The sequence below is a fragment of the Corynebacterium sp. J010B-136 genome (genome assembly GCF_002967075.1).
Lineage (GTDB): Bacteria > Actinomycetota > Actinomycetes > Mycobacteriales > Mycobacteriaceae > Corynebacterium.
This window is the reverse complement of the sequence record NZ_PUGE01000002.1, coordinates 107404-121913: the sequence shown is the minus strand read 5'-3', so window position 1 is coordinate 121913 and position 14510 is coordinate 107404. Positions and strand designations below refer to the sequence as shown.

Sequence of the window (14510 nt, the reverse complement as noted above, 5' to 3'; positions counted from 1 at the left end):
GGATTTGCCTTCCGGAGGGCACCGTTTTTGGCGGCTGCTTCTTGGCGGCTGCTGCTTGGCGGCTGCTGCTTGGCTGCTGCTGCTTGGCTGCTGGTCGGGAGCTGCTAGTTGGCACGAATTTGTGGTGGGAAGGGACTATTGGCCGGAAGGGACTTCGCCTGGCGGCATTTCTCCGACTGGGTCCGGAGCGTCTGGTTCTTCTTCAACGACGTTGCCTACCGGTGCGTCACCTTCTTGGTTGCCGTCGCCGGCTGGGGAACCTTCTTCTGGGGAGCCACCGTTGGAGCCATCGCCTTCTGTGGCGCCGTCGGTGGAATCGCCACCAGCGGGAGCACCGCCGGCAGGAGTTTCTTCTGCCGGGGATTGTTCACCCGGAGAGTAATTTGTGGCCTCTGGGTCTGGGGCTTCGGCAATAGAGTCCCACAGAACTTCGTGCCAGTTGCGGCTTTCGGCTTCGGCTTGTTCGTCGGTGGTCACGCTGTCGCCGGAGGTGATTTCGGGATCCAAGATGCGGAAAGCGACCTCGCCTTCCTCAACAACGCCGAGGCGACGCCGTGCCTCTTGTTCAATGTAGGCATCGCTTTTGTACTTATCGATCTCAGTGAGCAGGCGCTCTTTCTCGTCCTGCTTGGCCATGATCGACTCATCCAGGCGGATGATCTCAGTTCGGCCCTGGTAGTAGTTGCGCAGGGGCACGGCGATGACAGCAAGAATAAGCAGCGCGACCAGAACCAAGACGCCGAAGCCGACAAGGTCGAGGCGGTTGCGGGTTCGTCCGGTACCCGCGGGGCTGGTCTTGGACTTGGAAGTGGCTTTGCGGTCAGCAGCACGCGAAGCCACCGGTACGGTGGTCCGGGACTTCTTGGGTTTCTGCTGTTTCTCACTAGCCATAGATTTCTCATCCTAGCGCCGCAACGGCGCGAACTCACGTGGCACGCGTGACAGAAGTGAAATACTCATAAAATTGCCAGATTAAAAGTCGCGGCGATCCGCCGAAACGACGGTTCGAGTTCGTCGACAAAGCTAATCCCATGAACAAACCCCAGTGCGAAAGATGGCACTGGGGTTTTAAAAACCTAGTGGGCTTGGCGCCCGTAAGGTTTACTTCGTTTACTTCTGGAAGCGGGGGAATGCGGAACGGCCGGCGTAGACGGCGGCATCGGCAAGCTCTTGCTCAATGCGAATGAGCTGGTTGTACTTTGCAACGCGCTCGGAGCGAGCTGGTGCACCAGTCTTGATCTGGCCACAGCCAAGTGCGACTGCCAGGTCAGCGATGGTGGTGTCCTCGGTTTCACCGGAGCGGTGGGACATCATGGTGCGGAAACCGTTGCGGTGCGCCAAGTCGACGGCGTCGAAAGTTTCGGACAAGGTGCCGATCTGGTTGACCTTGACCAGAAGTGCGTTGGCGGCCTTCTCGTCGATGCCGCGCTGCAGGCGGGTTGGGTTGGTAGCGAAGAGGTCGTCGCCGACGATCTGTACCTTATCTCCTACCTCAGCGATAAGCGTGGTGTAGCCTGCCCAGTCATCCTCATCCAGTGGATCCTCGATGGAGACGATTGGGTACTGCTCGATGAGCTCGGCGTAGACCTTGGTCATTTCCTCAGCGGTGTGCTCGCCGCCCTCGAAGTGGTACTTGCCGTCCTTGTAGAACTCGGAGGAAGCAACGTCCAGAGCCAAAGCAATGTCTTCGCCGAGCTTGTAGCCAGACTTTTCAACAGCTTCAACGATGAGGTCAAGTGCTGCCTTGGTGGAGTCTACGGAAGGAGCGAAACCTCCCTCATCACCAAGACCAGTGGACAGTCCCTTGTCCTTGATGACGGACTTGAGGCTGTGGTAGACCTCAGCGCCGACCTGCAATGCTTCCGAGAAGGTTTCCGCGCCGATTGGGGCGATCATAAATTCCTGCACGTCCACGCCGGAGTCAGCGTGCGCGCCGCCGTTGAGGATGTTCATCATTGGAACTGGCAGAATGTGCGCGTTCGGGCCGCCAATGTAGCGGTACAGCGGCAGACCAGCAGACTGGGCAGCAGCTTTGGCCGCAGCAATGGAAACGCCGAGGATGGCATTCGCGCCTAGGCGGGACTTGTTTTCGGTGCCGTCCAGGGCAATCATTGCCTGGTCGATGAGACGCTGGTCATCAGCTTCGAAGCCAACGAGCTCATCAGCGATTTCTTCGTTGACGTTTTCAACTGCCTTGAGCACGCCCTTGCCCTGGTAGCGGTCGCCACCGTCGCGCAGCTCGTGTGCCTCGTGGACACCGGTGGAAGCGCCCGAAGGAACACCTGCGGTGCCGTGCGCACCATCTTCCAGAAAGACTTCTGCCTCTACGGTTGGGTTACCGCGGGAGTCCATGATCTCTCGCGCAAATACGTGCAAAATATCGGCCATATCCGATTTCACTCCTAGTTCCACTAGTTTTCAATATGCGGTGCGCAGCTTACCGTCACGCACGCTACAGCCTACCGGTTTAAGTGGCAGGCCTCATCGCACCTTGCAAGTAATTCTTCCAGAACGGTGCATATAATGACAGATTCGGGGAAAATTTGCGGATATTTCGGGGCTAGTTCGCCGGCTGGCCTATGGCATAGGAATTGGCGGCGCGCGCCACACGTGAGACGTAGTCGTTGGAATAGTTATAGGAATAAATCGCGTCCAACCAGTCCTGTTCAGCGGAAAGGTCGCGGCCGTGGGAGCACAGGAGGTTGGCGGCCGAGAGTGCAGCGTCATCAATTTGTTGCGGGTTGGGGTAATTATCACCGTCGGCGTCGCGGCCGTGGCGCGCCCAGGATTCAGGAATAAATTGCATCGGACCTACGGCGCGGTCAAATTCGGTGTCGTTATCAAATTCGCCGTCGTCGGTGTCGAGGATCTTTGCTGTGTTATTGGTTCCATCCAGCGGAATACCGATAATCGGCGGGTCGGCGTAGCCATTTTCATCCAGCTTCGAAGGCTTGAAGAAGTTACCACTGTAGGTACCGTGACGAGTTTCCACCCACCCGATTCCAGCGAGCGTATTCCATCGCAGATTGCACTCAGGCCAGGATTGCTTGGCGATGAGCTCCGCGTTTCCATAGGCACGCAGAGCCTGGGGGTCGATGCCGGTTTGTTCCGCTAAATCGGCAGCCCAATAGGTCAAACGGTCAGCGGTGCGGCCGGGCGCGTTGACGTCTATTTCCGCTACCTCGGCGGGCGCGGTTGGCGGAACATCTTCTGGCACTGGCTGCAAGGTCCGCGAAGGTGAGACTCCGCGGTTGGAAAAGCTGTCAAAAAGCGCGGTGCCAATCAAGATCACTAAGGCTCCAACGAGGATAACTGCGATCACTACGCCGCAGCCACACCCTCTCACCAGGGTTCGTCGAGTCTTGTCAGTCACCCCGGGGATTCTACCTAGTTGTCGAAGCGGGCCATAATGCCCCACCACACCCAATGACCTTCACAGCGCTCCCTCAGACAGAACCCAGCCAGAAGTTATGACATTTTCATTAACTTTTATCACTTTGATAGATTTCTTTCACAGTGTGGGTTAGGCTCAGTACCGTTATTTGTGGCGCTTCGCCACACCTTTCACTGGTGATTAAAGGGGTTAAAAATGAAAATTCGTCGCATTCTTGCATCAACGGCACTGGCGGGCGTCTTAGGACTTGGCGCGATGACTGGTGCATCTGCTTTGGATCTGGGCAATATCGGTGCCGCTGACAAGGTGGCAACCGGGCTAATCAACAACGCGAAGTGCTCCGATGTTCGCGGCGCGCTCGATGCCTTGAACGCCACCAACGGCGGACGCATCTACAACAAGGAAACCACCCGCAACGAGCTGGTGCAGAACCTGCGTCAGGCCAGCGGCACCAAGGGCAACCCCACCGATCTGACTACCCTCGCGGTCACCAAGTACACAGGTCAGGTAGCGGATAAGGCGCTAAAGTGTGGCATCGTCAAGCCAAATCCTGCGACGCCTTTTGGCTCCAGCGAGCTCAACACCGTGCTCAATGATTTTGGCCCGCAGCTTTTTGATCTCTCCAGCGAAGCCCTCAAGCCAAAGGCCTAAGACCTAGGCTCAATTACGGGCTCATTTACGGGTATTCTTCTCAGCTTGCGATTGCGCAGCGTACGCAAGCTCGGCGCGCTTTCCTTCTTGCCACAGGCGGTCTTGGGTTTCTATGTCGACAACGAACACGGTGCCATCGAATAGATAGGGCGCGCGGCTGCGCAGCTTGTCGATGAAAGCTTGCGCCACGTCGTTGATACCAAAAGCTCCGCGCCGGCTGGCGATTTCGGCGTGGAATAGGACTTGCAGGAAAACATCGGCAAGCTCTGCTTTCACCGTGGCATCATCTGCGCCACTCGAAACCGCTTCGGCGAATTCGGCGGCCTCTTCTTTCAGGTATGGAAGCAAGGTCTCATGGGTGTGCGAGCGCTCCCACTCCCCCAGCGAATAGGCGCGGTGCATGACGCGCTGCGCTTGGTAGACGGCATCCTCGCGCGAAGGTACCGCGTAGACCTGTGCGCCGGCGTCGATGCGCTCGCGTACCTCGGGAAGGTCTTCATCAAAGGCGACGTAGAGCTCGTCCGATTGGCTATCCGATGCATCAAGGATTGCGCTGATATTCCACTGCACCTTGACGGGGACCTCAGGGTGGAAAGTGACCGGTCCTGATAATTTGCCCACCCACTCCATCGGAATCAAAGTAGGCCAGCGTTCATCGAGTAATAATACGGTCATGAACTCGCATTCTATCTAGTTGCTTACAGAGATAATATTCTTCCCGCCCTTGACACCAGACTTGGTGGTCACCGAGGTTTGGCGTTTGCCGCCGGTGACATCCACCTCAGATAGATCGAACATCTGCGACAAGAAATCTGCCATCCACTGCAACAATTCCACATCGCGCAGCTTCGGCGCGGTCACGTTCCGACCCGCCTTCGGGAACGATACCTGAATAGCCTTTGCTGCCGCGCGGTAGTTGGAACCTGGGAACAGGCGCTTGAGGCGAACCTGCTTGGAATCCGGCAGGTCGACTGGGTGGATCTTGATCCGGGTGCCCTGCACCGTGATGTCCGTAACGCCTGCGGCGCGGGCCTGGTGGCGCAGCCGTGCAACGGCGAGCAGCCGTGCGACTTCCTCTGGCACCGGACCGTAGCGGTCCTCCATCTCTTCCACTGCCAAGCGCAGATCCTTTTCATCCTGGCTGGCAGCGAGCTTGCGGTAGACCTCCAGGCGCAGGCGCTCGGAGTTGATGTAGGACTCTGGGATGTGGGCATCGACAGGCAAGTCGATGCGGATTTCCTTCGGCCCATTATCTGTCGCCTTAGGCATCTCGCCGCGCGCGAGGGCCTTGAAGGCATCCACTGCCTCAGAAACCAGGCGCACGTAGAGGTCAAAGCCAACGCCCGCGATGTGGCCGGATTGCTGCGCGCCCAGCACGTTGCCGGCACCACGCATCTCCAAGTCCTTCATCGCCACGGCCATGCCCGCGCCCAGGTCGTTATTTTGGGCAATCGTAGCCAGGCGGTCATAGCTGGTCTCGGTCAAGGTCGCGCCCTTGGGGTACAAGAAATAGGCATAGCCGCGCTCGCGCGAGCGGCCGACGCGTCCGCGCAGCTGGTGCAGTTGGCTAAGACCCATGTGGTGTGCGTTTTCCACGATGAGGGTGTTCGCATTGGAGATATCCAGGCCGGTTTCGACAATGGTGGTACACACCAGCACGTCATATTCGCGGTCCCAGAATCCCTGCACGGTCTTTTCCAGCAATTCCTCATTCATCTGCCCATGCGCGACCACCACGCGCGCTTCGGGGACGAGGTCGCGTAGTTCGCGAGCCTTCTTTTCAATGTCGGAGACCTTGTTGTGAATGAAGAAGGTTTGGCCGTCGCGCAACAGCTCACGGCGGATTGCCGCAGCAACCTGCTTGTCTTCATAGGCACCGACATAGGTCAGCACGGGGTGGCGGTCTTCCGGCGGGGTGAGGATGGTGGACATCTCACGAATTCCCGCCATGGACATCTCGAGGGTGCGCGGAATCGGGGTCGCGGACATGGTCAACACGTCAACGGATGCTTTCAGCGCCTTGATGTGCTCTTTGTGCTCCACGCCGAAGCGCTGCTCCTCATCGACGACAATCAGCCCGAGGTTTTTCCAGTGCACACCGGTTTGTAGCAGGCGGTGCGTGCCGATGACCACGTCGACTTCACCGGTTGCAAGCTGCTTGATGATTTCTTTGGAATCCTTGGTGGAGGTAAAGCGTGACAGCACGCGGATCTCGACGGGGAATCCGCCCATGCGCTCGGCGAAAGTGTCATAGTGCTGCTGCGCCAGCAGAGTCGTTGGGACCAAGACCGCGACCTGTTTGCCGTCCTGGACGGCCTTGAAGGCAGCGCGCACGGCGACTTCGGTTTTGCCGTAGCCGACATCGCCAACGATGACGCGGTCCATGGGAACCTGGGATTCCATGTCATGCTTGACCGCATCGATAGCCATCATCTGGTCTTCGGTCTCCACATAAGGGAAGTTATCTTCCATCTCCATTTGCCATGGAGTATCCGGCGGGAATTGATGCCCTGGGGAGGCTTGGCGTTTGGCGTAGAGTTCCACCAGCTCGCCGGCGATTTCGCGCACCGCAGCGCGCGCCTTCTTTTTGGTGTTCTTCCAGTCCGAGCCACCCATCTTCGACAGGTGTGGAGACTCGCCGCCGGTGTATTTGGACAGCATGTCCAATGAATCCATGGGCACCCACAGCTGGTCCGCGGGCTGGCCACGCTTGGAGGGCGCGTATTCGAGCACGATGTATTCGCGGCGCGAGGATTCATCACCGGATTGGATGGTGCGCTCCGCCATCTTTAAGAACTTGCCGATGCCGTGAGTTTCGTGCACAACGAAATCGCCCTGCTTCAGCGCCAAAGGATCAACGCGGTTGCGGCGTTTGGCTGGCCGACGCTTAGCACCTGCGATATCGCCAACGCGGTTACCAGTCAGGTCGGTTTCGGTGACAACAACGAGCGGCAGCGCAGCAGCGTCGGTGTGCTTGCGCACCTTCGGAAAGACGAGGCCCGCATGGCTAAGCGCCTGATAGAGGGTGACTTCTCCCGGCGACGGTTGCCAGCCCGGGGTTGCAACCTTGGTGGGGATTCCCTTTTCAGCAAAGCGTTCGACCATGCGCTTGATGGCGCCTTGCGCAGGCGCGATGAAAGCAGCGCGCCCACCGGCTTGGGTGTGCGCGAGCAGTTGCGCCATCATCGCATCGATTTCTTTGATGTCTCCGCGCGGGGCCGGACCAGGTTCAAAGTCCAGCGGCAGCGTATCAGCCTCATCGGCGATAAACATCCCCGTCGGCGCAAAAGTCCACTGTGGCAGGCCGGCCTTTTCGCAGGAGGCTTCCAAAGATTCATAAGAGCGGTAGCTCGAAGCTTCGGTATCCAAACCCTTGGTGGCAAGCGGGCCATCTGCGCCCATCGCCGCGGCTTCCCAACCGGCCGCCATGAATTCGGCGTCGGTGGATTCTAGGTCAGCAATTCGGGTGCGGATTTTCTCCGGCGCAATCAGGACGACGTGGGTACCTTCGGGCATAAAAGCAGCTAGGGGCACCATTTTAGCATCGGAAAGCACCGGCAACAGCGCTTCCATCCCCTCAGCTGGGATGCGCTGGCCAACCTTGCTCAACAATTCAACGAGAGCAGGATTGCCAGGATGCTTAGTGGCTAGGACATCCGCACGCTTGGCGATGTCTTCGGTAATCGGCAGCTCACGCGCCGGGAAAACCTCCACAGAGCCGACTTCGATTTCGGGAATAGTGCGCTGGTCAGCGATGGAGAACTGACGAATATCGGTGACCTCATCGCCCCAAAATTCCACGCGGACCGGATAGTCCAAGGTGGTGGGGAAAATATCAATGATGCCGCCACGCACCGCGAATTCGCCACGCTTGGCCACCATATCCACGCGTGAATAGGCGCGGAATTCCAAAGCACGCACGATATCTTCGAGCTCATATTCGCCCTCTTCGCGCAAAATAACCGGCTCGCGGCCGGTAACTTTCTCCAGCAACGGCTGGGAATAACCGCGCGCGGCCGTCACGACCACATCGAGTCGGCCGTGTTCTAGCTGGTGCAGGATTCGCGCACGCTTGCCGATGATATCCGCGCCCGGGCTCAAACGCTCATGCGGCAAAGTCTCCCACGCTGGAAAGTATCCGACTTTCTGCCCCAACATCGCTGCCAGTTCTGCCGTGAGGTCTTCTGCCTCACGCCCGGTAGCGGTGACCACCAGCACCGGTGCGTGATGCGCGAGCGTACCAATCGCCCACGGGCGCGCCTGGTCAATACCGGTGATATGCAGCTTGTCCTGGCCAACGTTATTAGCAAGGCCTTTCAGCTTCGGATCAGAGGCTGCTACCTTGAGCAGTCCGGCGAGCATAGCTGGAGAGTTAGACATGATGATTTCTTCTAAGCTTCCGTTTGATCAGGGGTCGCGGGGGCATCGATAAGCTTTTGCGACCCAAGCTTGGGACTGGTTTCTAGTTTCGAAAGGCCATTCCAGCACAAGTTCACCACGTGGGCTGCGACTACTTCCTTGGCCGGCTGGCGCTCATCCAACCACCACTGCGCCGTCATCGAGACCATGCCGACGAGCGCTTGGGCATAAAGCACCGCGAGGTCTTCATCAAAGCCGCGATGGGTAAAAGCGGTTCCCAGAATGTGAGATACCTGGCTCACGGCGGTATTGAGCAAGGTAGAAAAAGCCCGGTCCTGCTTGGAACTGGGATCGCGCACCAGGATCATAAAACCGTCGGTTTCTTCTTCCACGTACGTTAGCAGCGCCAACGCTGCCTGCTCGATGCGCTCGCGCCAACTGCCGGTAGAAATCGATTCGGTGATGCGACGTTCCAAATCTTGCATTTCGCGGTCAACGACGACTGCGTACAAGCCTTCTTTTCCGCCGAAGTGTTCGTACACCACGGGTTTGGACACCTTGGCGCGTGCGGCGATATCTTCCACGCTGGTGCCATCGAATCCTTGTTCCGCGAATGCCGAACGCCCAATGGAAATCAGCTGCTCGCGACGCTGCTTACCAGTCATCCTTTGTCGTGCCATAGCTACAGCTTAGCGAAGAAGCCTACTTCCCCCGCAAGGCGGCCTACACCTGCACCAACCCTGCCATCGGGGGATCTTTGCCGGGGCAATTTAGTTCCGCGCGGGCGGTAAGGTACGATATTTTCGTACACGAGCGCACTGCCTATAAGCATCGCCCGTGATTCCCCATGGTGTAATCGGCAACACTACGGTTTTTGGTACCGTCATTCTAGGTTCGAGTCCTGGTGGGGAAGCAAAAAGAATGCAGTCACCGTTTATCTTCGGTGTCTGCATTTTTATTTTTCATCCTTGCCCGCGTCGCTGTCTTCTTCGGCCCCGGACGCATCAGACCCGTCTGCTTTCGCTGCCCTGCCGCGCTTAAAGCCGAGCCTTTCTGCCTTTTTGACCGCGGCCGCCATTTGCGCCGCGGTGTAATTTAGCGGCGCGTAGTCAATTCCGCGCGGCAGCACCCAATGGAACCAATACGCCATCACGGCTAAGGCAGTACCAAATAGCGGGGCGATAATCATGCCAAGTCCCACATGCCCGGTTTCGGCAAAGACGACCATCGCTGCGGATGCCACGATCGCCGGCGTAGCGTACAGCGGATTGCCGCCGAAGACCGAAGGGATCTGCCCCGAAGCAACATCGCGGACCATGCCGCCGCCCACTGCGGTGAGCACTCCCATAAAAATGCACGCTATCCACGGCATGCCATAGGCCAGCGCCTTGGCACAGCCAGTGACTGACCAAGCGCCCAGAATGATGGCGTCGCCATGCACTTTGAAAATCTCCCACGCGCGGCCTTTGAGATCTATCAATGCGGCAATCAGCGCGCCGGTGCATGCGAGGATCAGATAAAGCGGGTCGGAAATGGCATAAGCAGGACCATCGCTGATGAGCATGTCACGGATCATGCCGCCGGCGGTGGCGGAAAAGAGCGCGAGAAAAATAAACCCGATGATGTCGAAATTGCGCTGGCGCGCGATGGTGCCGCCGATGATGCCGTTGAGCACGACACCTATCAGATCCAGGCTGCGGTAGAGCGTATCGATGGTCGGGTCCACTGATTCCATGCCCACACACTTTACTCACCCCCGCCCGGCTTGGGTTTTTATTTCAAATAGGGGTAATTCTCCCGAAACATTATTGGAAACACTTTTCATTAGATGGCACTTCGAGCTAGCTTCTTATTGCAAACGTTTTTCAAGTACCTGGAAAGGGTTCCCGTGTCCACACGTATGTCCACACGTAGATTTGTTCTTGCTCCCCTGGCGCTCAGCGCCTGCATTGCCTTGGTGGCATGTTCGCAGCCAGCAGAGACTGCCGTTAGTTCCAGCGAAACTAACACCAATGCAGAGCACTCCAGCGAAGCTCGCAGCGTTGCTGCCGAAGTCACCAGCCCGCAAGCCCGCCTCGTGGCAACCTACGACGGCGGCACCACGGTCCTGGATGCTGAAACACTCGAGGAAATCACCGATATTCCTCTCGAAGGCTTCAACCGGCTCAATCCCCTAGGTGACCAGCGCACCGTCGCGGTGAGCACCCCGGAGGGATTTCGCGTGTTAGATGCGGGAGCATGGACGCAGCCGCACGGAGATCACTCGCACTCCTACACCACCGATCCACAGTTGACCGAGCAGGTCTTTGCCGGGGACAAGCCTGGCCACGTGGTCAACAACGCGGGCCGCACACTGCTCTTTAGCGATGGCGACGGCATCATTCAGGAGCTTGACAACGAGGCACTGACCGCCGGCTCACAGGATACGGAGCTAGAGCTGCCCGACGCTGCGGATGAGACTTTTGAGCTCACCCCGCACCACGGCGTTGCGGTTGCCCTAGATGATGGCGGCATGGTGCACACCGAAGGCACCGAGGATGAGCGCTCCACCATCGTCGCCGTCGATGCAGATGGCGAAGAGACCGCGCGGATCGATACCTGCCCTGGGGTGCATGGAGAAGCCGTCGCGGGCAACGGTGCGATCACTTTCGGATGTGAAGATGGTGTCGTCATCTACCAGGACGGTGAATTCACCAAAGCGACCGCGCCCGATGACTATGGCCGCATGGGTAACCAGGCTGGTTCGGAGCACTCCACTGTTGTGCTGGCCGATTACAAAGTCGATAAGGATGCGGAATTAGAAAGGCCTACCCGCATCGCGCTGATCAATACTGAAAAGAACACCGACGACGCCATTTCGCTTGTCGATGTCGACGCTTCCTACTCCTTCCGCTCCCTTGGCCGCGGGCCGAATGGTGAAGCCCTGGTGCTGGGCACTGATGGCAACTTGCGAATTATCGATCCGGAAACCGCGGAGATCACCAAGTCCATTCCTGTCACCGAAAGTTGGGAGGAGCCCACGCAGTGGCAGCAGCCGCGCCCGACCTTATTTGTTCAAGGCGAGAAAGCTTTCATCACCGAGCCCGGCGCGCACAGTATCCACGTGGTTGATATCAAGAGCGGCGAGGTTAAACAATCCGTAAACGTTGGTAAAGAGTTCAACGAAATCACTGGTGTCGAAGGCTAAATCTAAGGCTTACGCACCGGCTAAGATACAATCTCATGACTGATTCTGATTCCCGCAGTACCCCGGGAAATCTCCCGCACGAGTCTCACAATGCCCGCCGCTTTGTTATCGCCAACGGCATGCAGAATCTCGGGGATCAGTTGGTCGCCGCCAAGACGGTACTGCCGTGGCTGTTCCAAGCCGCCGGCGTACCCGCGGCCCTGACAGCGCTGTTGGTTCCTATCCGTGAGTCCGGCTCCATGCTGCCGCAGGCGGCACTAACTCCGTGGGTTTTAAATTCCCCTTCACGCAAGAAGCTGTGGATCATCGGCGGTATCGTGCAGGCGCTCGCGGCCCTTGGTATCGCCGTGGCGGCAGTGTCCATGGAATCCCTTGCCCTTGGGCTAGTCGTTTTGGTATTGCTGGGCGTGCTATCCATCGGCCGGGCACTGTGCTCCATTACCGGCAAGGATGTTCAGGGAAAAACCATTTCCAAAGGCAAGCGCGGTGTTGTCACCGGCCGCGCAACTACGCTCGGGGGCGTAGCAGCTCTAATTGTCGGTGGGTTGCTGCTTTTTGTTGGCGATGTCAATCTCACCGCCATCGTTATTTTATTGAGCATCGGCGCAGCATCGTGGTCTGTGGCATCGATGATCTTTACCGGCATCGTCGAGCCGAAAGAGCGTCAATCGAGTAAAGAGCGCTCCGCGAAGCCTGATTCGCGTGAGCGCGTGCGGTGGTGGAGCGATACCTGGGCGCTCTTTATTAAGGACACCCAATTCCGTGACTTCGTCATCGTGCGCTCGTTGATGCTGGTATCTGCACTATCGACTTCCTTCATCGTCGCTTTATCGCACTCGGTGGGCAATGATTCTTTAAGCGGCCTGGCTGGCTTCGTGCTGGCCTCGGGTCTGGCATCGCTGCTCGGCGGGGTCGTCTCTGGCCGGCTTTCTGATATTTCCTCACGCCGGGTGATGTCGATTGGCGCCGCCATCGCCTCTGCCCTGCTGGTTCTCATCGTCGCATCCGCGCAATTTTTACCGCAGCAAATCAGCTTCTACTTGTTACCGATAGGCTTTTTCGCCATCAACCTCGTACATACCGGCATCCGTGTCGCACGTAAGACCTATGTCGTGGACATGGCCGAAGGCGATCAGCGCACCTTGTATGTCGCCTCCGCTAATACGTTAATGGGCGTTGTCTTATTGCTGGTCGGCGGCGTATCCGCCGTCATTGCGGTCTTTGGCAACCAAGCCGCCCTGCTCTTTTTAGCCGCCGTTGGCTTCATCGGCACCTGGCGCGCCGGGAAGCTACCGGAGGTATCGCGGAACACATAGCGTTATGATTGGCGGTGGATACACACAGATATAAACAAGCCTGACATACAGGAGTATGAACCTAGTGCAAACTCACCCCTCCAGCGCAGTTGTTGTTCTTGCAGCTGGCGCCGGCACCCGCATGAAATCGGCGACGCAAAAGACCCTGCATGAAATTGGCGGCAGGTCTATGCTGCACCACTCGCTACAGGCAGCAGCAGATCTCAACCCAGAGCACATCGTTGCCGTTGTTGGTCACCAGCGCGACCAGGTCGGCCCCGCGGTTGATGCCATCGCTGATAACTTGCAGCGCGAGGTCGTCCAGGCTATCCAAGCGGAACAAAATGGCACCGGCCATGCTGTGGGCTGCGGACTAGCTGCGATCGAAGATTTTGAAGGCACGGTCATTGTCACCAATGCGGATGTGCCTTTGTTGCGCGCGGAGACCATCGACAAGCTGCGAACTGCACACGTGGATAACGGCAACGCTGTCACGGTCTTGAGCATTAAACTTGCTGACCCGACTGGCTACGGCCGCATTGTGCGCAACGATGCAGGCGAAGTTACTGCGATTGTGGAGCACAAAGATGCAAGCGATGTTCAGCGTGACATTGATGAGGTCAACTCTGGCGTCTTTGCATTCGACAGCCAAGTGCTGCGCGATGGGCTGGGCAAATTAGATTCCAATAACTCTCAAGGCGAGCTCTACATCACCGATGTCGTAGAAATTGCGCGCGCTGCTGGCCACCGCGTTGGTGCTTTCGTGGCCGAGGATGCCAACGAGCTCCAAGGTGTTAATGACCGCGTGCAGCTAGCTGCTGCTGGTGCGGAGCTTAACGCCCGCATGGTTGAGCAAGCAATGCGCAACGGTGCGACCATCATCGACCCAGCTAGCACCTGGATTGGTGTGGATGTGACCATTGGTCGCGATGTTTTGATCCACCCGGGCACTCAGCTGTGGGGCGCCACCCACATCGACGATGACGCTGTCATCGGCCCAGATACCACCTTGACCGATATGAAGGTCGGGCGCGGTGCGAAGGTTATCCGCACCCACGGGGAAAAGTCCGTCATTGGCCCTGATGCTAACGTCGGACCGTTTACCTTCATCCGTCCGGGCACGGACTTGGGCGAAGGCGGCAAGCTTGGCGGTTTCGTCGAAGCTAAAAATGCGCAGATTGGCCGCGGTTCTAAGGTTCCGCACCTGACCTATATCGGTGATGCCACCGTGGGTGAGGAATCTAATATCGGTGCGTCCTCGGTATTTGTAAACTATGACGGTGTCAATAAGCACCACACCAACATCGGCAGCCACGTGCGCACCGGTTCGGACACCATGTTTATCGCTCCGGTCAACGTTGGCGACGGCGCATATTCCGGCGCGGGCACCATTATTAAAGATGATGTTCCGCCAGGAGCTCTCGCGGTCTCGGGCGGCAAGCAGCGCAATATTGAAGGGTGGGTGCAGAAGAAGCGCCCAGGTACCCCGGCAGCCGATGCGGCGGACGCCGCTCAATCCTCATCAGCCAACGAGCAAGCAGCCGGTGCGGATGGCGCAAAACCCGATGATGATTCTGTAAATAGCGACGTTTAGTCTAGATTCAATGGAGTTATCATCATCTTA

General features: G+C 57.9%; 11 protein-coding genes. 4 read left to right on the top strand and 7 right to left on the bottom strand.

The features are described from left to right. Positions 1-135: 135 nt before the first annotated feature. From C5Y44_RS03925 to C5Y44_RS03915, 3 genes are all read right to left on the bottom strand, one after another. The gene (locus C5Y44_RS03925) at positions 136-891 is read right to left on the bottom strand and encodes a septum formation initiator family protein (protein ID WP_105323766.1); all 756 of its coding nucleotides are present in this window, start codon (positions 889-891) and stop codon (positions 136-138) included. Positions 892-1110: 219 nt separating this feature from the next. Further along, complete coding sequence (gene eno / locus C5Y44_RS03920; protein WP_066795210.1) at positions 1111-2388, bottom strand: phosphopyruvate hydratase; 1278 nt, start codon at positions 2386-2388, stop codon at positions 1111-1113. A gap of 172 nt (positions 2389-2560) precedes the next feature. Continuing rightward, the gene (locus C5Y44_RS03915; protein WP_105323765.1) at positions 2561-3373 is read right to left on the bottom strand and encodes a lytic transglycosylase domain-containing protein; all 813 of its coding nucleotides are present in this window, start codon (positions 3371-3373) and stop codon (positions 2561-2563) included. Positions 3374-3589: 216 nt separating this feature from the next. Between C5Y44_RS03915 and C5Y44_RS03910 the strand changes: the two genes are divergently transcribed. Continuing rightward, the gene (locus tag C5Y44_RS03910; protein WP_105323764.1) at positions 3590-4045 is read left to right on the top strand and encodes a hypothetical protein; all 456 of its coding nucleotides are present in this window, start codon (positions 3590-3592) and stop codon (positions 4043-4045) included. Positions 4046-4066: 21 nt separating this feature from the next. Here C5Y44_RS03910 and C5Y44_RS03905 read toward each other — a convergent pair whose 3' ends face one another. From C5Y44_RS03905 to C5Y44_RS03885, 4 genes are all read right to left on the bottom strand, one after another. Next, the gene (locus tag C5Y44_RS03905) at positions 4067-4720 is read right to left on the bottom strand and encodes a MazG nucleotide pyrophosphohydrolase domain-containing protein (RefSeq protein ID WP_105323763.1); all 654 of its coding nucleotides are present in this window, start codon (positions 4718-4720) and stop codon (positions 4067-4069) included. Between the two features lie 15 nt (positions 4721-4735). After that, the gene (gene mfd, locus C5Y44_RS03900; protein WP_105324058.1) at positions 4736-8407 is read right to left on the bottom strand and encodes a transcription-repair coupling factor; all 3672 of its coding nucleotides are present in this window, start codon (positions 8405-8407) and stop codon (positions 4736-4738) included. A gap of 29 nt (positions 8408-8436) precedes the next feature. Beyond that, positions 8437-9084, bottom strand: a complete 648-nt coding sequence (locus C5Y44_RS03895) for a TetR/AcrR family transcriptional regulator (protein WP_105323762.1) — start codon at positions 9082-9084, stop codon at positions 8437-8439. A 275-nt stretch (positions 9085-9359) separates the two neighbouring features. Next, positions 9360-10139, bottom strand: a complete 780-nt coding sequence (locus C5Y44_RS03885) for a trimeric intracellular cation channel family protein (RefSeq protein WP_233189818.1) — start codon at positions 10137-10139, stop codon at positions 9360-9362. Positions 10140-10304: 165 nt separating this feature from the next. Between C5Y44_RS03885 and aztD the strand changes: the two genes are divergently transcribed. From aztD to glmU, 3 genes are all read left to right on the top strand, one after another. Continuing rightward, on the top strand, positions 10305-11591 hold the full coding sequence (gene aztD, locus C5Y44_RS03880; RefSeq protein ID WP_105323761.1) for a zinc metallochaperone AztD: 1287 nt from the start codon (positions 10305-10307) through the stop codon (positions 11589-11591). Positions 11592-11626: 35 nt separating this feature from the next. Then, positions 11627-12907, top strand: coding sequence for an MFS transporter (locus tag C5Y44_RS03875; RefSeq protein ID WP_105323760.1), 1281 nt, complete (start codon positions 11627-11629; stop codon positions 12905-12907). A gap of 64 nt (positions 12908-12971) precedes the next feature. Continuing rightward, on the top strand, positions 12972-14480 hold the full coding sequence (gene glmU / locus C5Y44_RS03870; protein WP_369831066.1) for a bifunctional UDP-N-acetylglucosamine diphosphorylase/glucosamine-1-phosphate N-acetyltransferase GlmU: 1509 nt from the start codon (positions 12972-12974) through the stop codon (positions 14478-14480). Positions 14481-14510 lie beyond the last annotated feature (30 nt).

Bases quoted from the DNA above. Each gene is read 5' to 3' on its own strand.
- C5Y44_RS03925 (WP_105323766.1), bottom strand. From the start codon at position 891: ATGGCTAGTGAGAAACAGCAGAAACCCAAGAAGTCCCGGACCACCGTA.
- eno (WP_066795210.1), bottom strand. From the start codon at position 2,388: ATGGCCGATATTTTGCACGTATTTGCGCGAGAGATCATGGACTCCCGC.
- C5Y44_RS03910 (WP_105323764.1), top strand. From the start codon at position 3,590: ATGAAAATTCGTCGCATTCTTGCATCAACGGCACTGGCGGGCGTCTTA.
- C5Y44_RS03905 (WP_105323763.1), bottom strand. From the start codon at position 4,720: ATGACCGTATTATTACTCGATGAACGCTGGCCTACTTTGATTCCGATG.
- mfd (WP_105324058.1), bottom strand. From the start codon at position 8,407: ATGCTCGCCGGACTGCTCAAGGTAGCAGCCTCTGATCCGAAGCTGAAA.
- C5Y44_RS03895 (WP_105323762.1), bottom strand. From the start codon at position 9,084: ATGGCACGACAAAGGATGACTGGTAAGCAGCGTCGCGAGCAGCTGATT.
- C5Y44_RS03885 (WP_233189818.1), bottom strand. From the start codon at position 10,139: ATGGAATCAGTGGACCCGACCATCGATACGCTCTACCGCAGCCTGGAT.
- aztD (WP_105323761.1), top strand. From the start codon at position 10,305: ATGTCCACACGTAGATTTGTTCTTGCTCCCCTGGCGCTCAGCGCCTGC.
- C5Y44_RS03875 (WP_105323760.1), top strand. From the start codon at position 11,627: ATGACTGATTCTGATTCCCGCAGTACCCCGGGAAATCTCCCGCACGAG.